Origin of the sequence: Mariniflexile aquimaris (genome assembly GCF_042676825.1) — a bacterium.
Taxonomy (GTDB): domain Bacteria; phylum Bacteroidota; class Bacteroidia; order Flavobacteriales; family Flavobacteriaceae; genus Mariniflexile; species Mariniflexile aquimaris.
In genome coordinates this window covers 702,901-729,014 of sequence record NZ_JBHTIB010000002.1, presented here as the reverse complement: position 1 = coordinate 729,014, position 26,114 = coordinate 702,901, and the positions used below count along the sequence as shown (strand labels likewise).

Sequence of the window (26,114 nt, the reverse complement as noted above, 5' to 3'; positions counted from 1 at the left end):
ACGCTCTGCTTCGTGTGCAATTCTTTATTTTCTCAAGAAAATAAGATATCTGTTGATGCTAACATTATCCCTTGGAGTAAAACCAATAAGTTACAGTGGCATGATTATAAAGGCACCATGAATCCTGATATTTTTGCCTACGCCGTTACCAGTTATAAAATAGATATTATTCCAGAAAATGTTAAAGTAGATGCGCAAGATCATATATTGAATTATCAGGACTTAACAGTTCAGGCTCATTTTTATACAAATCATTCTTGGACTATTTCTGCAGACGTCAATTTATTAAACCACGAACAGCTGCATTTTGATATTGCAGAGCTTTATGCTCGAAAAATTAGACAACGGTTTGCTGCATTAAAATCTGCCAAAGAACAACGATTTTCAAAGTATTGGGATGAATATAATGCGTTTTATAAGGAATGCCGGCTTTTACAAAAGCAATATGATGTAGAAACAAATCATGGAGCAAAAAAGCTAGAAAACGATGCATGGATAGAAAAAATTAATACGCTTCTCTTATAAGATTATTTATTTAAAATAAGTACTTTTAAAAAAGCCATGTTACAGTGTTTTACAACAATGTGAGAAACCAAGCAATCTGTACCTTATCAGTATTTAATAAAAAAACTAAAAGATGTTAAAAGTTGAAAAGTTTACCTGTGTTTTAGCCTTATTTATGTTATTAAACGCCAAAGGATTTTCTACAGTTAGTATTCAATTAGATAGCATGGTGCTGGCAAAAGTGAAGCAAAAACTGCATGATGGTACCGCTTCAGAGCGTACTCAAATTGCTTATAAAGCACTTATTGCTTCAGCAAACAAATTACTCAGCATCAAGAATCCTACAGTAATGGATAAAACCATCGTGCCGCCTTCGGGAAACAAACACGATTATTTAAGTATCAGTCGTTATTGGTGGCCAAATCCAGAAGTATCGAACGGATTGCCTTGGATACGAAAAGATGGCGAAACCAACCCCGACACCCAAACCGATGCGGTAGATAGAAAAAGATTGGGCACCATGACTGGTGGCGTAAAAAGCTTAAGTCTTGCCTATTATTTTTCAGGCGATGAACGCTATGCTGAAAAAGCCGCCAGTATGCTAAAAACCTGGTTTCTAGACGACACTACACGTATGCATCCGCATTTGGAATATGCACAAAGTGTACCTGGGTATTCCAAAAGACGCTCCTCGGGCATTCTGGATGGGAAATCTATTGCCGCCGTAGTACCCGATGCTGTTGCCATACTTTCAAAGTCTGCACATTGGACCCAAAACGACACGCAAAAAATAAACCAATGGTTAACAGATTATGTTACCTGGTTAACAGAAAGCAACTTAGGTAAAACCGAAAACAATCAAAACAATAACCATGCATCCTGGTACAAATACCAAGTGGCAACTTTGGCTTTGTATTTAGGCAATAAGCCCTTAGCGAAAGACATGGTAAACTTGGCACAACAAAGTCTGGAACAGCAGTTGGATGCCGAAGGCAAACAAACGCACGAAATAGCACGTACCCGTTCCTTTTTCTATAGCTGCTATAATTTAGATGCACTTACTAGTATAGCCATGGTTGGTGATAAAGTTGGATTAGATATGTGGAACTATAAAACCAAAGATGGTAAAAGTTTAATGCTGGCTTTTAAGTATCTCGCCCCGGTAATTAATGGCGAAGCATGGCCTTACACCGATATACATGGCACCGATGTGTCGGATTTGATGGATGCCCTAGCACGTATGTCTGTCTACGCCCCATCAAAAGAGATAAGCAGTTTACTGAAGAAAAGCATCGCTATTCTCATTGAAAAAGAGCAGGCAACTGGTAAAAAGAATGAAGATCTGCAGTCGTTAAGTCTTACAAGCAGCCTCTTTTTGTAAAATTGAAAAGCAATCGTATTTACTATGGAATTTTTTCGAGTTCTTAACATTCAGACCCAAGAGCAGTTTATTCAAAATACATTCACGTTAAACCAGTTAGAATTATTAACAAATGATATTTTTGTAATTGGAAATATAGCATCTGCCGAAGCTCAAATTGGCGGTATTTGGGGCGAATTTACATTAACCCGAGCACTCATTAAAGGTGGATTTCGTTTTGCGCTGAAGGAATGCCCGAATGCCCTAGCTTGGACCATTACCACCGGATTGAATCCCGAACCTAATAAACTAGTAATACATTTAACCATTAACAGGCAAGTACAAACTCCAGAATTTATTGAAGAAATTGAAGGTTTTTTAGACGACCAATGTACCTGCCTACAGCATTTTTTTTTAGAAAATACCATACCAAATTCTTAATAAAAAAATTAATAGATAACCACACCGTTTGTGCTAGCTTTAAGGTTTTAATACCACTTCTCCTTTTTATAAATGGCCGTTTTTGCTACGCGTTCGCGATTATTTAAACGCAAATGTGTGGGTGTAAGATGCCTGTTTCTGTAGCCCAATAAATGAAATAGCGATTTGGCAAAATACTTGGCTACTTTTAGGTTTACTTGCAAAATGCCTTCCTTTTTATTAAGCCACGAAACCCCCGGTAATGCCACTAATAAGCCATCAAACTTAACGCGGCGTAATACAATGGATAGTCTTAATAAAAACGGGTTAATAATCTTGATAATAAAAAATCCGTCGTCGCCTCGTTGCTGGTATAATGGCATAAACATAATACCTGAATAAGCGGCTTTTATTTCGGCACTGTTACTGGTAGCTAGTGGTGTTCCTTTTACTACGGGTTGAAAACTTTTAAACCCATTAAGCATCTTAAATGAATCGGTAGGATGTATTCGGTGCAGATAAATAACCTCGAACATATTAACCATATTGGCGGCCTGAGTTTTTAACTGCTCGTAATAACTTTTAAATTTTACAATACCTTTCTTTTCTAAACTGCCAGAATACACAAGACTTAAATAAATAAAGGCAATGTTGTTTGTAATGGCGCGTAAATCGTCGTGTTGCCCAGATTCGAACCCGAGACTTACATAACCCAATTCGTTTATATAACTTAATAAGGGTCCGTTTAAATATTCTTCGATGCCTAATACCACAGGTACGGGAAACTGACTGGCAAATTTTCTGTTTATTAAAGCATCATTAATTGTGATAAAAGGCAGGGTTTTACTCGAGGTACTGTGTAAATCTATAAAGTAAAACGGTGGTTTGTTGTTTTCTAAAATAGTGTTTAAAATATCTAACAACTCTAAAAGCGCCTTTTCTTCGGTGTTTAATTCGGTTTTGTTTTTAATTTCGGTAATGCGGTCTTTGGTCCAAAGTCTGTTTAAATCTTCGTCTACAAAACGTTGTTGTAATTGCAGCGCTCTAAAATTACCTACAATACCATAAATAGTTCCGTGAACATGCACGGGGTTAATACTATCTAAAGCGTCTTTTAAGGCAAAAACACCCGAAGTTTCGTTACCATGTATGCCTCCAAAAAATACTATTGTAGGCCCTTTTTTTGGGCCTTTTATATGTGCAAGTATTTTGTTTACAGCTATTTTGTTATCTAGGGCTTTACTATAAACATGTATCATATTTTCAAAAATCGTTATGTGTAATTAGTCCTACTAATTTATTCTGACTTACTACCGGAAGACTGCCAATAGCATGTGCTTTCATAATTTTTTGAGCCGCTTCAACGGTTGTGTTTTCATCAATGGTTACAATATCTTTTTTCATTATTCTTTGAACGGATGCATTCTGTCCTTTCTTAGATTCTGCAAAAGCTTTTACATCGGTATAACTTAATAATCCTAACAATTTACGATTGCTACTAATAACAGGCATATGATGAATGTTTTTCCACTTCATAATACTTAAAACCAACGCAATACTATCATTTTTACCTACCGAAAAAATATCGGAACTCATAACGTGTTTTACAATGCGCTGTTGTTTAAATGGTGATTCATCAGACTCATGCAATTTACCCCAAGTAGACACGGGATAGCCTTTTTCTTGTTTTTTATACATGTTGGCCGTTAGCACTTGCATCGCTTCAAATGGCTTGAATTTTTTTTGTAATTGCCGGTAGTTTCTAACAATCCATTCCGATCCGTTAGTACCTTCTACTCTATCTTTTATAACTTTTAAATAATACTCGGTGTCTTTTTGCGTAATACCCACGCTGTATAAGCCTTTGTAAGCCATTGGAATTAGTTCGTTTAAAATTAATTTGTGACTGCTTATAAAGGCACCATTCCAGTAAAACTGCGTTGCCATACCGTAACGTGCTGCATTAAAGAAATTAGTTTTAACATCTTTAAAATCCCATTGCGTATGGATGTTGTTGAATTTTTTAGGTTTCCCAAGCATCACTCCTACCCAAAACATTAAGTTGGCAATTTCATCGGTTGTTGTAGGTCCCGCAGGAATGTAGCGGTTTTCTATTCTTAAATTGGGTTTCCCTTTATAAGTGCCATAACAAAGACGGTTCCAAGGATAAACTGTCCCGTTATGAAGACGTAAGGCGCTTAATTTTGGTGTTTCGTTGTTGTTAATCATATCCACACTATCTTTCGAGAAATTGGTGGTTATAAAGCTTCTGTATCTTGAAATGTTGTCTTTAAAAATATCTGACACACTTCCGGTATGCCATTTATGACCAAAACTTACCCGCGCTTGTTTTTCGTTTAATAAATATGAATTGGCGCGCGTATCAATACTTTGTGTAAATAAGGCAATGCGTGTTTCGCGCCACAGCTCTTTTCCGAAAAGCAAAGGCGAATTGGTACAAATACTTAATACGGGGCCTGCAATAGCCTGCGCCCAGTTATAATTATCTACAAAATCTTTAGGATTGAGTTGCAAATGCATTTGAAAACTGGTATTGCAGCCTTCTAACATCACCGAATCGTGCAATAGGTTTAGCTCGTCTACCCCTTTTATGTGAATATTAAAACTTTGATTTCTATGACGTTTTATAATTTCGTTTAATAACTCATAGCGTTTTAAGTTTGTGATGTTTTCTTCGTCCACGTCACTTACCGATAGTGATGGCAAAATGCCCGTAAGCACCAATTTAATATCTTTTTTAGCAGCAACTTGTTTGGCTTTTTCTAATAATGCATCTAAGTGTTTGTGCAGTTTAGAGAAACAATCGGACTTTAATTCTAATACATCCAGATTAATTTCTAAGTTATAATTCCCGATTTCGGTAGTAAAATGTGGGTCGTCGATACTATCAAGTACTTCAATGGATCTGCTTGCTGGTAAAAAATTTTCATTAACTAAACACAGTTCTTGTTCTGCCCCTATTCGCAAGGTGCCTTCTTCAAACAGCTCTCTTTCAATCATTAAATCAAGCGCTTCAATGTCGTTTAAAATATGATGAATATAATTAGCTCTGTCTTTTTTAGTTTTAAATTTAGAAACATTTAAATCTCCCATCGCTATTGCACAAACGTGTTTAACTTCGTTAAGTTACTATTATTAGCCCATTTTACCTATGATTTTTATCATGAAAGTACATTACATGCGTAGTGTTAACTGATATTGTTACTTTTGCAGTTATAATAAAATTTATGGTGGCGAGCTATTCTAAAAAAGACAAACTAAAAAGCAAAATTCTAATCGATCAGTTATTTGCTACCGGAAAATCTGTTTCTGCATATCCGTTAAGATTGGTTTATATACCAACAACTTTTAACGATGATGTAAAAGCAAAAACAGGCGTTTCTGTAAGTAAGCGCTATTTTAAATTGGCCGTAGATAGAAATCGCATAAAACGTTTATTGAGAGAATCTTATAGAATAAACAAAGCGGCCTATTTTAACAACATTACAACACAATACGCGTTTATGATTTTGTATATTGGCAAAGAGAAACCCACTTTAAAACAGATTGAAACTCAGATGAATCTCCTATTTGAAAAATTTTTAAAAGCTGTTTCAGAACCTAAAATAGAAAAGCCATGAAATATGTATTGAAAAAAAGGATAATAATTCCAGCTTTAGCATGTGTCTTGTTTTTAACAACCACAGCGTTTAGAAATGATTTTTTTGAAATTGCGAAACAATTAGAAATTTTCACCACGCTTTTTAAAGAACTCAACATGAATTATGTGGATGAAACCAACCCGGGCGATTTAATGGACACAGCTATAAAAAGTATGTTGGCCGATTTAGATCCATACACTAATTTTATGAACGAGCAAGATGTTGAAGCGGCTAGAATTAATAATACAGGCGATTACACAGGCATTGGCGCTAAAGTAAAAACCTTAAAAGACAAACTTATAATTGTAGAACCTTATAAAGATTATCCTGCCGATAAAGCGGGTTTAAAAGCGGGCGACGAAATTATTAAAGTTGGTAATACCCTCATAGAAACTTATAAAGAAGATGCTGGCGAATTGCTAAAAGGAGCTACTGATTCCTCTGTAGAAGTAACTTTTAAACGCCAAGGAAAAACACAAACCGCAACCATTAAACGCGCCGAAGTAGAAATAAAAGCGGTTCCGTATTTTTCGATGGTTAATACTAAAACCGGTTATATTGTTTTAAGCCGATTTAACGATAAAGCATCAGCCGAAACCAATTATGCGCTGCGCGATTTAAAAGCCCAAGGTGCCGAACGCATCATTTTAGATTTACGCGGAAACCCTGGTGGTTTGCTTAACGAAGCTATAAATATTGTGAATCTGTTTGTTCCGAAAGGGCAGTTGGTGGTAACTACAAAATCGAAAGTTAAAAAATACAACAAAACCTATATCACACAAAACGAACCAATTGATACGCAAATACCCATTGTAGTTATTATTGATGGGGGTAGTGCGTCGGCAAGCGAAATTGTTGCCGGCTCTTTACAAGATTTAGACCGTGCTGTAATTGTTGGAACAAGAAGTTTTGGAAAAGGCTTGGTACAACGCCCAAAAGAACTTACTTACGGCACTCAAGTAAAAATTACCATTTCTCGTTATTATACACCTTCAGGAAGATGCATACAAGCGCTTGATTACGCACATAAAGACGAAAAAGGGGAAGCTACCCGTGTAAAACAAGAAAACTACAATGTCTTTAAAACCAAAAATGGAAGAAAAGTTTTTGATGGCGGTGGCGTGTTTCCAGATGTGGCCTTTAATACATCTAAAAAATCGGCAGTTATTGATGCGCTGGCAAACACCGACTTAATTTTTAATTTCGCAACCGATTATTATTACAAACACCCAAAACAAGACGTATCTAATTTAGTGTTTACCGATGCCGATTTTGTTAACTTTAAAAACCATTTAAAAACCAATAATTTTTCTTTTGAAACGGAAACGGAAAAGGCACTTAAAAAAGCCTTTGAAACATCTAAAAAAGAATCTCTAAACGATAAGATTCAGACAGATTACAATACCTTAATTTCAAATTTAAATAAATCTAAAACGGCTGTAATAGACGAAAACAAATCGTATTTACTCGACTTAATAACCGAAGAAATTATTAAGCGTTACGTGTATCGAGAAGGCTTATTTGAATACTATAAAGCCCACGACGAAAAAATTAAAAAAGCAACCGAGATACTTGGTAATTCGTCTAACTATATGGGCTATTTAAAATAATCTAGGTGTTTTTAGACCTGCGGAAGTTGTAATTAGCCTTAAAAGAGGGCTTGTTTTTATAAGAATTCATTAAATATAGTATATTTATATCGAGTTCAATCCTCCAATCTATGAACAAACTATTGGTTTCAATATTAATTATGCTTCATGCTACCCTTGTTTTTTCTCAAGAGGAATTAAAACATGAAGTGTATTTTGATACCGATAAATACGACATACATTCCACCGAAGAAAACCGGTTGCTTCTTTTTATTTCATCCTTAGCAGATATCGATATTGAATCGATTTCCATTTTTGGATTTTGCGACGATAGAGGTGCCGATTCCTATAACTTAAAACTATCTCAAAATCGTGCAAACGCTATTAAAACCATTTTTTCTAACAATGAAATTAGTGAAGATTTAATAAGTAATGTTGATGGAAAAGGGGAGGTGTTGTTAAAAATAGTGAATGAACAAAATGTTGTTAAAATACGTGGTTTAAACAGAAAAGTAGAAATTTTAGTAAAAGCGAAACCTCCTAAACCCGTTGTTGAAGTAAAGAAAGAACAACCTATTGAAACTAAAAAGAAAGACGTTCCCGAACTATTAAAAGGCGATCTTAAAGTAGGCGATAAAATAGTGTTTGAAAACATTTTATTTAAAACAGGATACAGTCAGGTAATACCAGAATCTAAGAAATTGCTGGAATCGATTGCAAACGTTTTAGTGGAGCGAAAGGATATTTATTTTACCATACAAGGCCATGTTTGTTGTACACAAAACAGCAGAGATGCGGTTGATAGAAAAACCAATCTTAGAAACCTCTCTGAAGCGCGCGCGCAATATATTTATGATTATTTTGCAAAAAAAGGGGTGGATAAAAAACGTATGAGGCGCATTGGTTTACGCCGCAAATTTCCGCTTGGCGGCGACCCAAAATTTGACAGACGCGTAGAAATATTAATAACCTATGTGGGTAACTAAAAAATACTATGTCGGTTTTTTTTTAACCTTTATAGGTGTTGTGGGTGTGTCTCAAAATACCGCGATTCCCGACCCAAATTTTGAACAGGAATTAATTCTTCAGGGCTTCGATACCGCACCGATAGATGGGTTTGTGCCAACCGCAAATATTATTGGCATTACCAATTTAGATGTGGCCAGTAAAAATATTTCAGATTTAACAGGAATAGAAGCGTTTACAAATTTAATAACCCTTAACTGTGCTGTAAATTTTTTAACCAGTTTAGATCTTTCTAAAAACACCAAACTGGAAGAATTGTTTATGTATAATAATCAGATAACTTCCATAGACGTTACACTGCTAACTAAATTGAAAATATTTTGGTGCCATAGTAACCAATTATCAAACTTAGATGTTACAAAAAACACGGGGTTGATTTCGTTAGTTTGTTGGGATAATAACTTAACAAGTTTAAATACTTTAAACAACCCAAACTTAAATGTGTTGGTGTGCGAACAAAATCAAATTACAAGCCTTAACGTTACCAATAACAAAACCTTAAACAGATTTCAATGCGGTAATAACCAATTGACGAGTTTGAATGTTAATAACAATACCAACCTGACTTACTTATCTTGCGAACAAAATTTTTTAACCACTTTAAATGTCACCAATAACAAAAGTTTACAAACCATCTATTGTAACAACAATCAATTAGCGGAACTTGATTTTACTCAAAATTCCAGCCTCACTACTTTAGATTGCAGCAACAACGAATTATGTAAGCTAAATCTTAGAAACGGTAACAACAGTAATACTATTGTAAATTTTAGCGATAATATAAATTTAAATTGTGTGGTGGTAGATAACCCGTCTGCAGCGCATGCTATTTGGAATCCGGCAACGTTTTCAAACTACGTGTCTGCACAAGACCAATGCCGTATTTTTGTGAATGTTGATACTTTAGATAGTGTATTTACCCAGACAACTTACACCTTGCCAGCGCTTACATATGGCAATTATTTTACACAATCTGGTGGTACTGGAACGCCTCTTTTTGCAGGTGACATTATTAACAATTCTCAAATTATTTATATTTATAACGAATCGTTTTGCGCTACGAACGAAAGTAGTTTTAGTGTGTTGATTATCACCGAAGATTATTATATTCCAAAATACTTTACACCTAATAATGATGGTATTCATGATTATTGGAAGGTTCAGGATTTTAATAACAGCATTAAAAACATCGCCATTTTCGACCGTTTCGGGAAGTTATTAAAATACCTTCCTACGAATTCGATAGGTTGGAATGGTAGTTTTAAGGGAGAACTCTTAAAAACAGATACTTATTGGTATGTAATTTCTTTAACTACAGGCGAAACTATTAGAGGCTATTTTGCTCTGAAACGCTAAAATTTTATTGGTTTTAAGTGTGCCTTTAAGAGCAATCAAGAGGTTTAAAATTTCGGTAATAGGTTTCGACTGCGCTCAACCTGACATAATACTTCATTATAAATGCCGAAAAGTTATTCTCGTATCATGGCGATATGCGGAATATCGTCTTCTAAATATTCGTCGCCAATTTCAATAAAACCACAGTTGTTATAAAAAGATTTTAAATGCGCTTGCGCCGAAATTTTTATTTTTTGCTCCTTAAAATGCGTTTTGATTGCCTTTATAGAAACATCCATAATATCGTAGCCATATTTAAAAGCGCGTTCGTTTTTTGCAACAACCACGCGACCTATGCTGGCATATTCAAAATAATCGCCCGCTTTAAACAGTCGGGTATAAGCAATAATCTTGTTGTTTTTAAAACCTAAAACATGTAGTGCTTTTTCATCCTTTCCATCAATATCCTGATACACACAATCTTGTTCTACTACAAATACTTCACTTCGTAATTGTAAAATTCTGTATAATTCTTGAAGCGTTAATTCTGAAAAGGTTTTTACTTCGGTTGTTATCATAAATGGTATTACAAAACTTTAAAAAGTCATGGCAATCTTATTAAGTTAAACTACTAATTGTGCATCTTAAAATATTAATCAGATTCCTTTTTCGAAGGGATTTGTTAATCCTGAACAATCAAATCTTTCACATCGCATTTACCAAATTCTGGTTGAATGTTAACATGATTAATATCGTATTTATGATACATTAATTCTTCAATGTCATCTAAAATAGCATCAAACTGAGAAAGTGTTATATCATAATTAAAATCAATATGAGCTTCTAAATGAACCTCGTCTTCATTTAACTGCCATACATGCACATGATGTACATTTTTAATAGCTTCAAAAGCACTAATTTCAGCAACAATCTCTTTTATAGGCACCGATTCTGGAGTAAATAACATGAGTACTTTTGTGGACGTTTTTAACAAATCGTAACCCATCCAAATTAAATAAATGGCAATGGCTAAAGTTAAGGCACTATCTACCCAGTAAATCTGGTAAAACTTCATTAATAAACCACCTATAAGTACCGCAACACTCGCCATCATATCTGTTAATAAGTGTAAATACGCGCTACGCATATTCATATTCGAATTAGAGTCCTTTTTTAATAAAAGCACGCTTACTCCGTTAGCAATAATACCAAGTAGCGATAACCAGATAACTAAACCTGTTTTTATGTCTTCAGGATTTTGGAATCGTTTAATAGCTTCAATTATTAACAAAATAGCCACAATTATTAACGTGGCGGCATTTATAAAAGCTGCTAAAATTTCGGCGCGTTTATAACCAAAGGTTCTGTGAATAGAAGCTTGTTTTTTAGACAGTTTATTAGCTACATAACTCACCACCAAAGAAAGTACGTCGCTAAAATTATGAAGTGCGTCGCTTAAAAGCGCCAAACTACCAGATACCAAACCACCTATTACCTGCGAAACAGTAATAAGGATATTTAATAAAATAGATATTAAAAGGTTGCGTCCTTTAAGATCGTTATGGCTATGGGAGTGCGAATGACTATGAGAATGACCCATTTAGCAAGAAACTGGTATTTTATCGATTCGTGATTGATGACGCCCACCTTCAAAAGCTGTATTTAAAAAAACATCAACCATTTCTATAACTTGTTGTTCTGCAGTAAATCGCGCCGGAATACATAAAATATTGGCATTATTATGGCTGCGTATAAGATGTACAATTTCCTTGTTCCAACATAACCCAGCACGTATGTTTTGATGTTTATTAGCAGTCATTGCCACACCATTAGCACTACCACAAAGTAAAATACCAAAATCGGCTTTTTTAGTTTCAACGTCTTCGGCTACAGGATGTACAAAATCGGCATAATCTACGCTATCATTAGCATCGGTTCCATGGTTAATAACTTTATAACCTTTTGATTCTAAATGTTTTAAAATAGCAAATTTGTAATCGGTACCGGCGTGATCGTTGCCTATAGATATTTTCATTTTTATATATTTATTGTAAACAATTACAAAGGTAATAATTATAAACCATGTGTATTATACTATTCATTACTTGTTAATAAGTGTTTATAATTTTTTAAAAATAAAATATTGAAAATCCATTAATTTTTTCAATCAAAAATCAACTCCAAATCACCAAAAATTTAAGTCACTTTTTTTTGAAATGTTATGAGCTATAAAAAGAAGCATATAAACAGCCTTTTTTAAAAAAGTTATTAATAATTAACCGTGTTTTTTAGTTGTTAACAACTGTTTATATAAAATTTAAAATACTTAAAAATGAAGCTTTTAAATTAATATAACATGTTAATTACTTATTAATAGAATGTAAATTGAATGTTATCAAAATAAAATTTAAAAAAGTTATACCGCTATTAACAACCAATCATCATCATCATTTTATTTTTTAAAATTTTAAAAGAAATATTTGATATTATATATAATGTGGATAACTTGTTTTAAGTTAATTTAACCTTTAAGAAATATGGTTAATTAAATAAACCGTAACTTTGCATAAACTTAATGCAAACATCTTCTCTATTATTAAGTTTAAAATAACAAATTCCTATGTATCTTTAGGAAAAGAATATGATTACAAAAAATTAAATGACAAGAAAGAAAAAAGGGAAATCCAATAAAGGTATTTCCAACCTTACAAATACAATCTTAAGTATTTTAAAAAAAGATAGAAATCAATCTTACAATTACAAACAAATTGCTGCTAAAATTGGTGTTAACGATGCTAGTAGCAGAAATCAAATTATAAAAAAATTACGCGATTTACAAGGTAAAAAAGAGATAGAAGAAGTAGAACGTGGTAAATTTAAAGCAGTTATTAACACCGAATATCATACTGGTATTTTAGATTTATCTGCAAAAGGATCTGGTTATATTATTTCGGATGATTTTGATGACGATATTTTTATTGCATCTAACAATATGAATAAAGCCTTAAATGGCGATGAAGTAGAATTTTATGTTTACAAACGCCGCCATCGTGGTAAGATGGAAGGCGAAATTACTCAGGTTTTAAAACGAGAAAAAACAGAATATGTCGGTACCATTCAAATTCAGGAAAAAAAGAATTTTGCCTTTGTAGTAGCCGATAGTAATAAAATGTACAAAGATATTTTTGTACCTATCAATAAAATTAATAAAGCCGAAGACGGCGATAAGGTTTTGGTGAGATTGGAAGATTGGCCAGAAAACGCCGATTCTCCTTATGGAAAAATAGTTCAGGTTCTTGGAAAACCTGGAGATCATAATACCGAAATACATTCTATTTTGGCAGAATATGGCTTACCTTCTGAGTTTCCTTATGAGGTAGAACAATTTGCAAATCAATTAGATACTTCAATTACAAAAGAAGAAATTGCTAAACGTCGCGATATGCGTCAAGATTTAACCTTTACCATCGATCCAAAAGATGCGAAAGATTTTGATGATGCCCTTTCGTTTAAAGTATTAAAAAATGGTTTGTATGAAATAGGCATTCATATTGCCGATGTATCGCATTACGTTCAAGAAGGCACTGTTTTAGATGACGAAGCTTACGAACGCGCCACCTCTATTTATTTGGTAGATAGGGTAGTACCCATGCTTCCAGAAGTATTATCTAACAATGCCTGTTCTTTGAGACCACATGAAGAGAAATTAACATTTTCAGCAGTGTTTCAAATGAATGATAAATGTGACATTAAAAACGAATGGTTTGGCAGAACCGTAACCTATAGCGATGCCCGTTTTGCTTACGAAGAAGCCCAAGCTGTTATAGAAAATAATGTCAGGTTGAGCGCAGACGAAACCTCTCAATTAGATAAAATCGATACAACCATTCCAAAAGAAGTTTCACTTACTGGAGAAGCTTATAATACCACCCAAGATATAGCACAAGCCATTTTAAAAATGGATCAACTAGCTAAAAAAATGCGTGTAAAACGTATGAGTGCTGGAGCCATTTCTTTTGACAAAGTAGAGGTAAAATTCAATTTAGACGAGCATGCAAATCCGGTTGGTGTTTTCTTTAAAACCAGTAAAGATTCTAATAAACTCATCGAAGAATTTATGTTGTTAGCCAACAGAAAGGTTTCAGAGTTTGTTGGTAAAAAAGACCCGAAAAAGACTTTTGTGTATCGTGTTCATGATGAACCAGACGATAGTAAATTAGCAACATTACAAGGTATTGTGTCTAAGTTTGGATACAAATTAAACTTTAAAGATCGTAAAACCACCTCGGCTTCACTTAACTATTTACTTAAGGAAGTGAATGGTAAAAAAGAACAAAATTTAGTAGATACATTGGCGATTAGAAGTATGAGCAAAGCCGAATATTCTACTCACAATATCGGTCATTATGGTTTAGCATTTAACTATTACAGCCATTTTACATCGCCCATTCGTAGATATCCCGATGTCATGGCACATCGCTTATTACAACATTATTTAGATGGTGGAAATTCGGTAAACGAAGATATTTACGAAGAAAAATGCAACCATTCCTCTAACATGGAAAATTTGGCAACCAAGGCAGAACGCGACTCCATAAAATACATGCAGATTAAATTTATGCAAGATCATAAAGACGAAAATTTTATAGGTGTTATTTCAGGCGTTACCGACTGGGGAATTTACGTAGAAATCATATCGAATAAATGCGAAGGTATGGTTAGCGTTCGCGATATGAAAGACGATCATTATGCCTTCGATCAAGAGTTGTATGCTATGATAGGTAGAACTACAAAAACCATGTATCAACTTGGTGATGAAGTCGTTGTAAAAGTTAAAAACACCGATTTAGTTAAAAAACACCTCGATTTTAATTTAATAGGTAAGGCAGAATAAAAGTTTTAATCTAAAAATTTTGGCGTTACGCTAGCTGTACTTTTTGGGTACAGCTAGCGTCGGGCTTTCACTACTCAATCCTTTTTTTAAAGAAAAAAAAGGGATTTAAAACAAACCGTTCAATCCCTAACGCAGCTGCATCATGTGCACTTTATGTATTAAAGTTTAGGCTTTCATTTAAAATTTTTATCAATAAGATTTAATTAAATACAGCGTGTAAGTTTGTAAAATAGTGTATGCTATTTTAAAGCATTTATAAATTATGCAGTAGTAAATCTGTTTAAATTTATTTTAATACTAATTTAAGTTTAAATCTTCATAAGAAACAGACTAACCTAAAAATACTTATTAAATTTGAAACTTAGTTTATGATTAATAATTTAATTAGATATTTTAAGAGTGTACATTTCATTAAAGCCTTTTTAGTGGCTTTAGCTATGGCTATACCTGTACTAATATCAATATTTTCTTTTAATAGGTTAGATATTGGGTTTAGCATCGCTTTAGGAGCTATTTTATGTGCACCATCCGATGTACCTGGTAGTTTAAAACATAAGTTTTACGGCATACTAACTTCCATTATTTTAGCTTTTTCCATCACCCTGTTAGTTGGTTATTTTAGTAGTTACTTTTGGGTTTTAATACCGTTGTTAATTGTTGTAGTTTTCTCGGTTTCTTATATTTCGGTATTTGGTTTTAGAGCCTCATTAATTTCATTAACAGGGTTATTAGCCTTTGTTTTAGCATTTACACATAAAGGTGCAGAAATATCCATTTTAGCACATGCGCTATTTATAGCTTTAGGAGGATTTTGGTTTTTAGTTCTAACCATGTTAACCCAAATAGCTTTTTCAACAGTTCAGGTAGATTTTTTGTTTGTAAAATTGATTGAAAAAACATCAGAATTTATTCATAATCGTGGACAACTTTTAGTCGAAACCAACAATAGAAGCCAGCTTCTTGAAGAAAATTTTAAGCTTCAAACAGAAATTAACGAGCTTCACGAAACCATTCGGGAAGTTATCTTAGAAAAAAGAGTTAGCTCAGGTTTTAGTAACAGAACCAGACGGCAACAGCTTATTTTTTCTAAAATTATGGAGCTTTATGAGTTGGCTATTTCTAATACCATCGATTATGAAAAGTTTGATACATTATTCAAAGACCATCATGAGATTTCAGAGGCGTTTCAATCATTAATTTTTGAAATTTCAGAACGATTAAATCATGTTTCTAAAGTTATCTTAAAAGAAGAAAAGCTTACGTTTAATAATAATTCTAAAGCAATTCTAAAGCAAATAGAAAGCCATATTCAAACTTATAAAGTTAGTGTTGGTTTGCCAAAGTCGAGAGAAGGTGTAATTTTTTTATTAAACTATAAAACCTACCAGGAAAAACAAATAGGTAATCTTTATGATATAGTGAGGATATTAGATAATTACTCTAAAAACGATAAGATTAGATCTATAAAAGATGCCGAACAATTTATTACACCGCAAGATTACGACATTAAAAAACTAACGGCCAACTTTAGTTTTAAGTCACCCATATTCAGGCATTCATTACGCTTAACGGTAACCATGTTAATTGGTTTTATTATCGGTAATGTTATTGAAATGCAGCAATCGTATTGGATCTTATTAACCATCGTGGTTATTATGAGACCCAGTTATGGGTTAACCAAAGAACGCACTGTGCAACTTGTTGTAGGTACATTAATTGGAGCTGCCATTGGTGTTGGCATTGTTTTATTAACACAAAACCAATTACTGTATGCCATAATTGCTGCCACTTCTTTAATAATTGGGTTTTCTTTAGTAAAAAACAACTATCGTAATGCGGCAGTATTTATCACCATGTATGTTATTTTTATGTTTGCCTTAATCCATCCAAACATTCTAACAGTTATTAAGTTTCGGGTTTTTGATACCTTAATTGGTTCTTCTTTAGCATTTATTGGAAATTACTTTTTCTGGCCAGCCTGGGAATCTAAAAATATTAAAGAATATTTTAGCAATTCCGTTCAGGCATTCATAGTTTTTTTAAAAGAAATCGATACATTTTACCATGTAAAAGGTGAAATATCAACTACCTATAGCTTAGCCAGAAAAGAAGCATTTTTAGAGGTCGGTAATTTAAATGCAGCGTATCAAAGGTTAATTAGAGATCCAAAATCTAAGCAAGAAAACAGTGCTGTAATTTATGAACTGATTACTATTTTAAACACGTATTTGTCGTCACTTTCATCATTAGGTATGTTTATACGTACCAATGAAACTCGCAAAGTTCCCCAACAATTTGAAATTTATATCAAGCATATTTTGTTTAATTTAGATGCGGCTAAAAGATTATTAAATAATGAAGAGGCATCAGACCTAATTTTAGATACTGATGAATTAGCACAGGCATCAAAACGTTATGAAGATTATTTTCAAAATTTATCTTCAGCGAGAGATAAAGAAATTGAAATAGGACTGCCAATTTCAAAAGAAATGAGACAACAATTGCACGAAACCAAATTAGTATCCGAACAAGTAAGATGGTTATATAACTTATCCGAAAGTTTAGTCAAAAAATTGAAGAAAATTTAAAGTTTTCATAAAATTAATTTACAACGGAATAATTATTGATTTAATACGTTTATTAAAAAAAATATAAAATGAAACATGTAATCTTAGTAGCAGCTATTTTAATTTCAGGAATTACTACAGCTCAAAATCCAATAGAAAAATCAATTGGTGATTTCACCGAACTTAAAGTGTACGATTTAATCGAAGTCGAATTAGTAAACGCCAAAGAAAACAAAGTCGTTATTACCGGAAATAACAGCGAAGATGTTTTAATCAACAACAAAAACGGCACGCTTAAAATTAAAATGAATATCGAGAAAATTTTTGATGGTAGTAAAACCAAGGTTGTTTTATACTACAAAGCTATTGATATTATTGATGTTAATGAAGGCGCCAAGGCATACAGTAAAGAGGCGATTAAACAATACGATTTAAATTTAAGAGCTCAAGAAGGCGGTTCTATTGATGTGCCTGTTAATGTTAAATACATGACTGTTAAAGCAGTAACTGGCGGAAAAATTAAAAGCTCAGGAACGTGTGAATCTCAAAATGTATCGTTGTTAACAGGTGGTGTTTATAGCGGTGAAGCTTTGGAAACCGAAAAAAGCGATGTAACCATTAATGCTGCTGGTGAAGCACATGTAAATGCTACAAAGTTAGTAGATGTTAAAATTAGAGCAGGTGGCGATGTATATATTTATGGCAACCCTGAAACTGTAAATGAGAGTAAAGTTCTTGGAGGACGAATAAGCAGAGTCAATTAAAATTTATAAAATAATAATTAGAAAACCCATTGTAAACAATGGGTTTTCTGTTAAATAGAACGTAAAAGAAAGAATATAGTTTAAAATATTTCTTTACTTTGTGTAAAGCTACTTTCTATTATGTTTGATGATATTGTCGCAGCCATTCCTTTCGGATTTATTCTAGCGTTTACTATAGGGCCAGTATTTTTTGTGCTTCTAGAAACTAGCGCAACCAAAGGATTTAGAAGCGCTTTAATCTTCGATTGTGGAGTTATGCTGGCAGATGTAATTTTTATTCTAGTAGCATTTTTTAGTACCAACAGGCTTTTAGAGAAAGTTAAAGACGATCCTAGTTTTTTAATTTTTGGAGGTGTTTTATTAGTGGCTTATGGCTTTATCACGTTTATTAAAACATCAAAATCTTTTAGAAGTATTGTAAAAGAATACCATAAAGTAGAAATTAAAAAAGGCTACGGAAAACTCTTTTTAAAAGGCTTTTTGCTAAATTTTATCAATATTGGTGTATTATTTGGTTGGGTTGCTTTTATTGTTTTAGGTAATTCATTAACCTCGTCTACCGATGGAGTGATCGTATTTTTAAGCACCATTTTAATTGTTTATTTTTTAGTGGATCTTATTAAAATTGTGGTTGCTAAAAAATTACGAAGTCGATTAACACCAAGACTAATCTATAAAACCAAAAAAATTATTGCTTTAGTTATTTTAGGATTTGGTGTTTTACTATTGGTACAAGGCTTTTTTCCTAAAGAAAAGAAACTTATTAAGGATCGTTTAGAACGTATTAGCCCTATAAAAGAAAAGCTTCCAGAATAAACTGAAAGCTTTTTTTTGAGGTGTCGAGCGGATTTGAACCGCTGTACAAGGTTTTGCAGACCTCTGCCTAACCACTCGGCCACGACACCCTAATTGTGTGTGCAAATTTAAAAAAAATAAAGACTTTACAACATTTAAAATTACTTTTTCCGCTTTTCGGTCATTTTTATGGTTACCATCTCCACATCGCCACCTATTGGTGGGTTTATTTTACTAATCCAAACAGTTGCTTTTTTAACCATGGTATCTTCAGAAAAAATTCGGTTTAATATACGCTTTGCAACCGTTTCCAGTAAGTAAGAAGGGGTTGCCATTTCTTGTTTTATTATGCGATTTAAAAATACATAATCCACAGTATCAGATAGTTTGTCTGATTTTGCAGAGGTTTGTAAATTGGCTGTAACTTTTAAGTCTACCCGATAATCACTTCCAATTTTAGTTTCTTCAGATAAACAGCCGTGGTGCGCAAATATTCGAATGTTTTCTACTTTTATTATTCCCATGTTATGCATTTTTAAGTCGGTAAAATTACCTAATTTTACACAATATTTTAGTTTAATTACCTATTGCTATACATTTTTATGTCTGAAGAAAGAAAATCTCTGAACTTTTTAGAGCAAATTATTGAAGAAGATTTGGCTAATGGAATGCCAAAAGATAAATTACGTTTTCGTTTTCCGCCAGAACCTAATGGCTATTTACACATTGGACATACAAAAGCCATTGGTATTAGTTTTGGTTTTGGAGAAACCTATAATGCCCCTGTAAATCTTCGATTTGATGATACCAACCCTGCAAAAGAAGAGCAGGAATATGTAGATGCCATTAAAGAAGATGTTTCCTGGTTAGGTTATAAGTGGGATAAAGAATTGTATTCTTCAGACTATTTTCAGCAATTATACGACTGGGCGGTACAGTTTATAAAAGAAGGAAAGGCGTATGTAGATTCGCAAAGTAGCGAAGCCATGGCAGAACAAAAAGGAACACCAACACAACCCGGTGTTGATGGGCCGTATAGAAATAGGAGTGTGGCTGAAAATTTAGAGTTATTCGAACGTATGAAGGCCGGTGAATTTGAAGAAGGTTCTCATATTTTACGTGCCAAAATAGATATGCAGCATCCCAATATGTTGATGCGCGATCCTATAATGTATCGTATTCTAAAAAAGCATCATCACAGAACGGGTAATGACTGGTGTATTTATCCTATGTACGATTGGACACATGGCGAAAGTGATTATATAGAACAGATTTCTCATTCGCTTTGTTCTTTAGAGTTTAAACCGCACAGAGAGTTGTACGATTGGTTTTTAGATCAGATTGTAGACCCTAATTTAGTAAGACCTAAACAACGTGAATTTGCACGCTTAAACCTAAGCTATACCATTATGAGTAAACGAAAGTTGCTTAAATTGGTAGAAGATGGCATTGTTCGTGGTTGGGACGACCCAAGAATGCCAACCATTTCTGGCTTACGCCGAAGAGGTTATACACCAAATTCGCTTAGAAAGTTTGTTGAAACAGTGGGAGTTGCTAAACGCGATAATGTTATTGATGTATCGCTTTTAGAATTCTGTATTCGCGAAGATTTAAATAAAACAGCACCACGCGTTATGGCCGTTTTAGATCCGGTGAAATTGGTAATCACTAATTATCCAGAAGGAAAAGAGGAATGGTTGGAAGCAGAAAACAATCAGGAAGATGAGAGTGCTGGTTTTCGAAAAGTTCCGTTCTCCAGAGAATTATATATTGAAAAGGAAGACTTTAAAGAAGTAGCAGGCAGTAAGTTTTTCAGGCTAAAACTAGGTGGTGAAGTTCGACTTAAAAACGCGTATATTATTAAAGCGGAATCTGTGGTAAAAGATGCTGATGGAAACATTACAGAAATTCATTGTACCTATTCTGAAGATACATCTAAAAAAGTAAAAGGAACTTTGCATTGGGTTTCTATAAAACATGCTGTAAAAGCAGAAGTTAGAGAATACGATAGATTGTTTATGGATGAATCTCCAGACAGTCATGAGGATAAAGATTTTATGGAATTTTTAAATCCGGAGTCTTTAAAAATCATCGAAGCTTATGTAGAACCAAGTTTAACCGAAGCGAAAGTAGGAGACAGGTTTCAGTTTCAACGTTTAGGTTATTTTAATGTCGATAAAGATGCAACTGCATCGAAATTAGTTTTCAATAAAACGGTTGGATTGCGCGATACCTGGGCAAAAATAGATACTTCAAATAAAGAAGAATCTAAAACTGCTAAGCCACAACCAAGTAATTCACAACCACAACGCAAGGCGATTGATGTTATTCAGCAATTAGGTAAAAAATACACGAATTTACCAGAAGAAAAACAACAAAAAGCGAAGGCAGAAATTAAAACATTAGCTAAAAATGTTAGTTATGACGAATTGGAGCCATGGTTTAATACTGCCGCTAAAAAAGTTGGAACGCGTATTGCGACTATGATAACTTTAGGCGTATTGCTTGAAAACGGATTAAAACGGACTGAAGACGTTGAAGCATTCATTAATACAGCGTTACAAGATTCTAACGATATTTTAGTTTCAGAAGCAAAGCTTTTAAAATAAAATGTTTAGTGTATTCATAATAATTTAACACATATTGTAATTTTAGCTATATTTAACTACTAACTAAAATTAAAATATTATGGATTTATTAAACCCGCTTGCAATAGTTGTTGCAGCTGTTTCGGCATTAGTTGTCGGATTTATTTGGTACAACCCCAAAGTTTTTGGAACCGCCTGGATGCAGGCAGCAGGCATGACCGACGAACAAATTAAAGGTGGTAACATGCTTAAAATTTTTGGTTTGGCATTAGTTTTCGCATTTCTATTAGCAACAGCATTACCAGGAATTGTAATTCATCAAATGGGCGCTTTTAGCTTAGTTGGTGGCGACGAAGCCAATGCATTACCTTCTTACGCTGCTTTTTTAGCAGACTATAGTGATGTCTTTAGAACTTTTAAACACGGAGCATTTCATGGTGTTTTTACCGGGATATTTATTGCGCTACCCATTATTGGTACGAACGCATTATTTGAACGAAAAAGCGCTAAATACATTTTTATAAATAGTGGCTATTGGATAGTTACTTTAGGTGTTATGGGAGCAATTATTTGTGGCTGGAGATAATTTTTGTAATTAATTAACATAAATAGAGACTGAGGTGTTTAACTTCGGTCTTTTTATTTTTCATATTGAAATCATTTAAAATTTATTCATCGTTTCAAAGCTTACCAGATTCTTGGGATCAATTGGTGGTACACGATGTTTTTTTACAATCAAAATATCTAAAAGCACTCGAAAATGGCTCGCCTAATAACATTCAACTTTTTTATGTCGGAATTTTTGAAAATGAGCAATTAGTCGGTGTCGCTATCATACAACGTGTGCAATTGTATTTAAAAGATATGTTTCGAAAAACAGAAGTTTCTTGTTTAAAGGAATTTGTTCGAGATACTGTTTCTAAAGTTTTAAAAGGAAATATTTTAGTGGTTGGTAATATAACGCATACAGGGCAACATGGGTTGTTTTTTCAGAAAGAACACATCACGCAAAGGGAGTTTTTAAATTTGGTTTTTGATGCTGTTGAAACCATTAAGAAAGAGATAAAGGAAAAATTAAACAAAACCATACGCGTTATTATGTTTAAAGATTATTTTTTGAACGATGCTGTTCATTTAGAAAATGATTTTTTCAACAGCAATACATTGCATAAAGTTTCTGTACAGCCTAATATGATTTTAAAGGTGAATCCAGATTGGTTAACGAAAACGGATTATTTAAATGCCTTGAATAAAAAGTACAAACAAAGGTTTAAAAGCGCTAGAAATAAACTAAACGGCATAGTTTGCGAAGAAATGGATTTAGAAGCCATTAAAACGTGTTCTAAGAGATTACATGCGCTCTATCTAAACGTTTCTAACAACGCTAAATTTAACACCTTTATATTGCCCGAAAATCATTTTTATTGTTTGAAGCTTCAATTAGAAGAAAAATTTAAGGTTTTTGGGTATTATCTAAATAATGAGCTTGTTGGATTTTTTACACTTATTTTGAATAATCAGCATCTTGAAACTTATTTTTTAGGATATGATACGGCGCACCAATACAAAAATCAGCTCTATTTAAATATGCTTTACAGCATGCTAGAATTTGGTATTCACAATAAATTTGAAACGGTTGTTTATGCGAGAACTGCTATGGAAATAAAAAGTTCTGTAGGAGCGAAGGCAGAAGCGATGGTTGTTTACATTAAACATACAAATTACGTGATGAATGCTTTGTTAAAGCAGATTTTCGGATTGATGAATCCGAAACAAACATGGGAAGAACGGCATCCGTTTAAGGCATAAAAAAACCCCGAAATTTAAATCCGGGGTTGAATTAATTTGAAACAAATAATTATTCTTTTTCCTTATTCAGTTTTGCTTCTTTCATAGCTTCACCTATTTGATTACTTGCGGTAAAACTTGCCAGCATATCATTTAACATATTGCTACCTGCTTGTGGTGAATTAGGCAGTAAAATAAGGTTGCTATTGGTGTGCTGACCTATTGATTGTAGCGTGTCATAATGTTGAGTAACCACAATTAAAGCCGATGCTTCTTGCGAATTGATTCCCACTTTGTTTAATACTTGTACAGATTCTTCCAAACCACGCGCAATTTCACGACGTTGATCTGCAATACCTTGGCCTTGTAAACGTTTGCTTTCTGCTTCAGCTTTTGCTTTTTCTACAATTAGGATTCGTGCTGCATCACCTTCATATTGTGCTGCGGTTTTTTCTCTATCGGCAGCATTAATTCGGTTCATGGCTTCTTTAACTTGCGCATCTGGATCGATATCTGTAACTAATGTTTTTATAATATCAAATCCGTAATCAAGCATAGCGTCATTTAGTTCTGCTTTAACAGCTAAAGCGATATCATCTTTTTTAACGAAAACATCGTCTAATTTCATTTTAGGAACTTCTGCACGAACTACATCAAATACATAGCTGGTTATTTGGTCGTGCGGATAATCTAATTTATAAAACGCATCGTAAACTTTTTGGTTTAAAACACGGTACTGAACAGATACTTTTAGACGAACAAAAACATCATCTAAAGTTTTAGTTTCGATGATAACGTCTAACTGCTGAATTTTTAAACTTAATCGGCCAGCAACTCTATCGATTAATGGGATTTTTAATTGTAAACCAGAATGACGAATGCTTTGAAATTTGCCGAAGCGTTCTATAATAGCAGCACTTTGTTGTTTTACTGTAAAAAATGAGGAGATTAAAATAATTAATCCGAAGAAAATTACAATTGGAAAAAATAGACTCATAGTATGTTATTTAAAAAGTTGTTATAAATTTAACTCTAAAGATACTATGAAAAAATTACAACGCATCGCATTCGTGAGATTAATACCTTGTTTTATAACAAAATATTTCTCACATAATGTCTATTAAAAAGTGCTAACAAAATGCAGGAGTTACATGGCGTAACAAAAACAGCTTTGTGGTCTATTTTTTAACCATATGTTATTATGGGTTTCGTAAGCTTTCATTACAAAATAGAAACTGCTTTTTCTATGCGTTTAACAGATTCCACTTTTCCAATCATAAACATAATATCAAACACATCTGGTCCTTGTAATTCGCCAACTAAAGCCAATCGTAGGGGCATCATAACTTGACCAAATCCAATGTTATTTGAAGTTATCCAGCCTTTAATAGCTGTTTGAAGCGATTCAACAGAAAAATCTTCTGTAGTGTTTATTAGGGTAATTACAGTGGTTAAAAGTTCCTTTGTCCCTTCTTTAAAAGCTTTTTTAGAGGCTTTTTCATCGTAGGTTTCAGGCGCTTGAAAGAAGTAGGAGCTAAGTGCCCAAAAATCGGATATAAAGGTTGCACGTTCTTTAATCATTCCTACTACAATCGAAATGTAATTAACATCGATAGTCGCTAATTCTGGTTGTATATTTTTAAAAGCTTCAGCTAATTCATCATTATGTTGCTCTTGCATGTAGTGATGATTAAACCACTTAATTTTATCAGGATCGAAACGAGCACCAGATTTATTAACACGCTCCAATTCAAAAGCGTTAATAAGTTCATCAAGACTGAATAGTTCTTGCTCTGTTCCTGGATTCCATCCTAAAAATGCTAAGAAATTTACCATAGCTTCCGGGAAATACCCATCTTCTTTATAGCCTCGTGAAACTTCGTTCGTAATTGGATCTTTCCATAATAACGGAAACACAGGAAAGCCTAGTTTATCGCCATCGCGTTTGCTTAATTTACCTTTTCCGGTTGGTTTTAAAATTAATGGTAAATGTGCAAATTCTGGAGTTTCCCACCCAAATGCTTTGTATAATTGGTAATGTAAGGCTAAACTTGGCAACCATTCTTCTCCACGGATAACATGCGTAATTTCCATTAAATGATCGTCCACAATATTTGCTAAATGATAAGTTGGCATGCCATCGCTTTTAAATAAAACTTTATCGTCTAGAATATTGGTATCTATTTTAATGTCGCCGCGAATAATGTCTGTTAAATGTAAAGTTTCGTCTTGCGGACTTTTAAAGCGAATAACGTACTCGTCGCCAGCATCTAATTTAGCCTGTACTTCTTCAGCGCTAAGGGATAACGAATTATTTAACTTTAAACGATTATGCCAGTTATAAATAAATGTTTTTCCTTTAGCTTCATGATCGGTTCTGTGGAAATCTAAAGTTTCAGCAGTATCAAATGCATAATAAGCGTTGCCGCTAGCAATTAATTCATCTGCGTATTTTTTGTATAAATGTTTGCGTTCGCTTTGTCTATACGGACCAAATTTTTCATTCTTGTTAATACCTTCATCAAAGGGAATTCCGCACCAGTTTAAAGCATCAATAATATATTGTTCTGCACCTTCCACATAACGATTTTGGTCGGTGTCTTCTATGCGTAGAATAAACGTACCGTTGTGTTTTTTAGCAAATAAATAATTAAATAATGCAGTACGAACACCTCCTATGTGTAAGGGTCCGGTTGGGCTTGGTGCAAAACGCACACGAACATTTTTGGTCATGTTTTGTAAATTTGCTGCAAAGATACAATTAACACATAATTATAAAGAGTGTAAAAAATAAAATTGTAGTTTAGTGGGTTAATTAAAAG

Annotated in this window: 22 protein-coding genes and 1 tRNA gene; 14 read left to right on the top strand and 9 right to left on the bottom strand. The window is 33.5% G+C overall.

Annotated elements, in window-relative coordinates:
* Positions 1 to 12: 12 nt before the first annotated feature.
* From ACFQ0I_RS03305 to ACFQ0I_RS03295, 3 genes are all read left to right on the top strand, one after another.
* Entirely contained in the window at positions 13 to 525 is a 513-nt protein-coding gene (locus ACFQ0I_RS03305; protein ID WP_379939308.1) for a DUF922 domain-containing protein, read from the top strand.
* A 112-nt stretch (positions 526 to 637) separates the two neighbouring features.
* Entirely contained in the window at positions 638 to 1,885 is a 1,248-nt protein-coding gene (locus ACFQ0I_RS03300; protein WP_379939307.1) for an alginate lyase family protein, read from the top strand.
* A 24-nt stretch (positions 1,886 to 1,909) separates the two neighbouring features.
* Positions 1,910 to 2,305, top strand: a complete 396-nt coding sequence (locus ACFQ0I_RS03295) for a hypothetical protein (protein ID WP_379939305.1) — start codon at positions 1,910 to 1,912, stop codon at positions 2,303 to 2,305.
* Positions 2,306 to 2,352: 47 nt separating this feature from the next.
* On the opposite strand, the gene ACFQ0I_RS03290 is transcribed toward ACFQ0I_RS03295, so the two are convergent.
* The gene (locus ACFQ0I_RS03290) at positions 2,353 to 3,543 is read right to left on the bottom strand and encodes a succinylglutamate desuccinylase/aspartoacylase family protein (protein ID WP_379939303.1); all 1,191 of its coding nucleotides are present in this window, start codon (positions 3,541 to 3,543) and stop codon (positions 2,353 to 2,355) included.
* Positions 3,544 to 3,547: 4 nt separating this feature from the next.
* Positions 3,548 to 5,398: a CBS domain-containing protein gene (locus tag ACFQ0I_RS03285; RefSeq protein WP_379939301.1), complete on the bottom strand. Its 1,851-nt coding sequence runs from the start codon at positions 5,396 to 5,398 to the stop codon at positions 3,548 to 3,550.
* A gap of 134 nt (positions 5,399 to 5,532) precedes the next feature.
* Between ACFQ0I_RS03285 and rnpA the strand changes: the two genes are divergently transcribed.
* The 4 genes from rnpA (at position 5,533) to ACFQ0I_RS03265 (ending at position 9,917) form a co-directional block, all read left to right on the top strand.
* Positions 5,533 to 5,925 (top strand): ribonuclease P protein component, encoded by a 393-nt coding sequence (gene rnpA, locus ACFQ0I_RS03280; RefSeq protein WP_379939950.1) that lies wholly within the window; start codon positions 5,533 to 5,535, stop codon positions 5,923 to 5,925.
* Complete coding sequence (locus ACFQ0I_RS03275; RefSeq protein ID WP_379939299.1) at positions 5,922 to 7,556, top strand: S41 family peptidase; 1,635 nt, start codon at positions 5,922 to 5,924, stop codon at positions 7,554 to 7,556. The genes rnpA and ACFQ0I_RS03275 overlap by 4 nt, the downstream gene beginning before the upstream one ends.
* Positions 7,557 to 7,666: 110 nt before the next feature.
* Complete coding sequence (locus ACFQ0I_RS03270; RefSeq protein ID WP_379939297.1) at positions 7,667 to 8,521, top strand: OmpA family protein; 855 nt, start codon at positions 7,667 to 7,669, stop codon at positions 8,519 to 8,521.
* A complete protein-coding gene (locus ACFQ0I_RS03265; protein WP_379939295.1) occupies positions 8,508 to 9,917 on the top strand; it encodes a T9SS type B sorting domain-containing protein in 1,410 nt (469 codons plus the stop codon). The genes ACFQ0I_RS03270 and ACFQ0I_RS03265 overlap by 14 nt, the downstream gene beginning before the upstream one ends.
* A gap of 113 nt (positions 9,918 to 10,030) precedes the next feature.
* Here the strand turns inward: ACFQ0I_RS03265 and ACFQ0I_RS03260 are convergent, their stop codons facing one another.
* From ACFQ0I_RS03260 to ACFQ0I_RS03250, 3 genes are all read right to left on the bottom strand, one after another.
* The gene (locus ACFQ0I_RS03260) at positions 10,031 to 10,474 is read right to left on the bottom strand and encodes a GNAT family N-acetyltransferase (RefSeq protein WP_379939293.1); all 444 of its coding nucleotides are present in this window, start codon (positions 10,472 to 10,474) and stop codon (positions 10,031 to 10,033) included.
* 104 nt (positions 10,475 to 10,578) lie between these two features.
* Positions 10,579 to 11,496 (bottom strand): cation diffusion facilitator family transporter, encoded by a 918-nt coding sequence (locus ACFQ0I_RS03255; protein ID WP_379939291.1) that lies wholly within the window; start codon positions 11,494 to 11,496, stop codon positions 10,579 to 10,581.
* Complete coding sequence (locus ACFQ0I_RS03250) at positions 11,497 to 11,931, bottom strand: RpiB/LacA/LacB family sugar-phosphate isomerase (protein WP_379939289.1); 435 nt, start codon at positions 11,929 to 11,931, stop codon at positions 11,497 to 11,499.
* 624 nt (positions 11,932 to 12,555) lie between these two features.
* Between ACFQ0I_RS03250 and ACFQ0I_RS03245 the strand changes: the two genes are divergently transcribed.
* From ACFQ0I_RS03245 to ACFQ0I_RS03230, 4 genes are all read left to right on the top strand, one after another.
* The gene (locus ACFQ0I_RS03245; protein ID WP_379939287.1) at positions 12,556 to 14,790 is read left to right on the top strand and encodes a ribonuclease R family protein; all 2,235 of its coding nucleotides are present in this window, start codon (positions 12,556 to 12,558) and stop codon (positions 14,788 to 14,790) included.
* Positions 14,791 to 15,158: 368 nt separating this feature from the next.
* Positions 15,159 to 17,378, top strand: coding sequence for an FUSC family protein (locus tag ACFQ0I_RS03240; protein WP_379939285.1), 2,220 nt, complete (start codon positions 15,159 to 15,161; stop codon positions 17,376 to 17,378).
* 68 nt (positions 17,379 to 17,446) lie between these two features.
* A complete protein-coding gene (locus ACFQ0I_RS03235) occupies positions 17,447 to 18,121 on the top strand; it encodes a head GIN domain-containing protein (RefSeq protein ID WP_379939283.1) in 675 nt (224 codons plus the stop codon).
* Positions 18,122 to 18,241: 120 nt separating this feature from the next.
* Positions 18,242 to 18,937, top strand: a complete 696-nt coding sequence (locus ACFQ0I_RS03230) for a LysE family translocator (RefSeq protein WP_379939282.1) — start codon at positions 18,242 to 18,244, stop codon at positions 18,935 to 18,937.
* An 18-nt stretch (positions 18,938 to 18,955) separates the two neighbouring features.
* Here the strand turns inward: ACFQ0I_RS03230 and ACFQ0I_RS03225 are convergent.
* Positions 18,956 to 19,026 (bottom strand) — tRNA-Cys (locus tag ACFQ0I_RS03225).
* Between the two features lie 51 nt (positions 19,027 to 19,077).
* Complete coding sequence (gene folB / locus ACFQ0I_RS03220) at positions 19,078 to 19,440, bottom strand: dihydroneopterin aldolase (RefSeq protein ID WP_379939280.1); 363 nt, start codon at positions 19,438 to 19,440, stop codon at positions 19,078 to 19,080.
* Between the two features lie 78 nt (positions 19,441 to 19,518).
* Between folB and ACFQ0I_RS03215 the strand changes: the two genes are divergently transcribed.
* From ACFQ0I_RS03215 to ACFQ0I_RS03205, 3 genes are all read left to right on the top strand, one after another.
* Positions 19,519 to 21,525: a glutamine--tRNA ligase/YqeY domain fusion protein gene (locus ACFQ0I_RS03215; RefSeq protein WP_379939278.1), complete on the top strand. Its 2,007-nt coding sequence runs from the start codon at positions 19,519 to 19,521 to the stop codon at positions 21,523 to 21,525.
* Positions 21,526 to 21,604: 79 nt separating this feature from the next.
* Positions 21,605 to 22,090: a DUF1761 domain-containing protein gene (locus ACFQ0I_RS03210; protein WP_379939276.1), complete on the top strand. Its 486-nt coding sequence runs from the start codon at positions 21,605 to 21,607 to the stop codon at positions 22,088 to 22,090.
* Between the two features lie 65 nt (positions 22,091 to 22,155).
* Complete coding sequence (locus ACFQ0I_RS03205) at positions 22,156 to 23,313, top strand: GNAT family N-acetyltransferase (RefSeq protein WP_379939274.1); 1,158 nt, start codon at positions 22,156 to 22,158, stop codon at positions 23,311 to 23,313.
* A 49-nt stretch (positions 23,314 to 23,362) separates the two neighbouring features.
* Here ACFQ0I_RS03205 and ACFQ0I_RS03200 read toward each other — a convergent pair whose 3' ends face one another.
* Entirely contained in the window at positions 23,363 to 24,289 is a 927-nt protein-coding gene (locus tag ACFQ0I_RS03200; protein ID WP_379939273.1) for an SPFH domain-containing protein, read from the bottom strand.
* Between the two features lie 224 nt (positions 24,290 to 24,513).
* The gene (gene gltX, locus ACFQ0I_RS03195; protein ID WP_379939271.1) at positions 24,514 to 26,025 is read right to left on the bottom strand and encodes a glutamate--tRNA ligase; all 1,512 of its coding nucleotides are present in this window, start codon (positions 26,023 to 26,025) and stop codon (positions 24,514 to 24,516) included.
* Positions 26,026 to 26,114 lie beyond the last annotated feature (89 nt).

Excerpts from the sequence above, each read along its gene's own strand:
- ACFQ0I_RS03245 (WP_379939287.1), top strand. The coding sequence starts at position 12,556 with ATGACAAGAAAGAAAAAAGGGAAATCCAATAAAGGTATTTCCAACCTT.
- ACFQ0I_RS03285 (WP_379939301.1), bottom strand. The coding sequence starts at position 5,398 with ATGGGAGATTTAAATGTTTCTAAATTTAAAACTAAAAAAGACAGAGCT.
- ACFQ0I_RS03250 (WP_379939289.1), bottom strand. The coding sequence starts at position 11,931 with ATGAAAATATCTATAGGCAACGATCACGCCGGTACCGATTACAAATTT.
- ACFQ0I_RS03215 (WP_379939278.1), top strand. The coding sequence starts at position 19,519 with ATGTCTGAAGAAAGAAAATCTCTGAACTTTTTAGAGCAAATTATTGAA.
- ACFQ0I_RS03235 (WP_379939283.1), top strand. The coding sequence starts at position 17,447 with ATGAAACATGTAATCTTAGTAGCAGCTATTTTAATTTCAGGAATTACT.
- ACFQ0I_RS03210 (WP_379939276.1), top strand. The coding sequence starts at position 21,605 with ATGGATTTATTAAACCCGCTTGCAATAGTTGTTGCAGCTGTTTCGGCA.
- gltX (WP_379939271.1), bottom strand. The coding sequence starts at position 26,025 with ATGACCAAAAATGTTCGTGTGCGTTTTGCACCAAGCCCAACCGGACCC.
- ACFQ0I_RS03265 (WP_379939295.1), top strand. The coding sequence starts at position 8,508 with ATGTGGGTAACTAAAAAATACTATGTCGGTTTTTTTTTAACCTTTATA.
- ACFQ0I_RS03230 (WP_379939282.1), top strand. The coding sequence starts at position 18,242 with ATGTTTGATGATATTGTCGCAGCCATTCCTTTCGGATTTATTCTAGCG.
- rnpA (WP_379939950.1), top strand. The coding sequence starts at position 5,533 with ATGGTGGCGAGCTATTCTAAAAAAGACAAACTAAAAAGCAAAATTCTA.
- ACFQ0I_RS03200 (WP_379939273.1), bottom strand. The coding sequence starts at position 24,289 with ATGAGTCTATTTTTTCCAATTGTAATTTTCTTCGGATTAATTATTTTA.
- ACFQ0I_RS03295 (WP_379939305.1), top strand. The coding sequence starts at position 1,910 with ATGGAATTTTTTCGAGTTCTTAACATTCAGACCCAAGAGCAGTTTATT.
- ACFQ0I_RS03270 (WP_379939297.1), top strand. The coding sequence starts at position 7,667 with ATGAACAAACTATTGGTTTCAATATTAATTATGCTTCATGCTACCCTT.
- ACFQ0I_RS03275 (WP_379939299.1), top strand. The coding sequence starts at position 5,922 with ATGAAATATGTATTGAAAAAAAGGATAATAATTCCAGCTTTAGCATGT.
- ACFQ0I_RS03260 (WP_379939293.1), bottom strand. The coding sequence starts at position 10,474 with ATGATAACAACCGAAGTAAAAACCTTTTCAGAATTAACGCTTCAAGAA.
- folB (WP_379939280.1), bottom strand. The coding sequence starts at position 19,440 with ATGGGAATAATAAAAGTAGAAAACATTCGAATATTTGCGCACCACGGC.
- ACFQ0I_RS03290 (WP_379939303.1), bottom strand. The coding sequence starts at position 3,543 with ATGATACATGTTTATAGTAAAGCCCTAGATAACAAAATAGCTGTAAAC.
- ACFQ0I_RS03240 (WP_379939285.1), top strand. The coding sequence starts at position 15,159 with ATGATTAATAATTTAATTAGATATTTTAAGAGTGTACATTTCATTAAA.
- ACFQ0I_RS03300 (WP_379939307.1), top strand. The coding sequence starts at position 638 with ATGTTAAAAGTTGAAAAGTTTACCTGTGTTTTAGCCTTATTTATGTTA.
- ACFQ0I_RS03255 (WP_379939291.1), bottom strand. The coding sequence starts at position 11,496 with ATGGGTCATTCTCATAGTCATTCGCACTCCCATAGCCATAACGATCTT.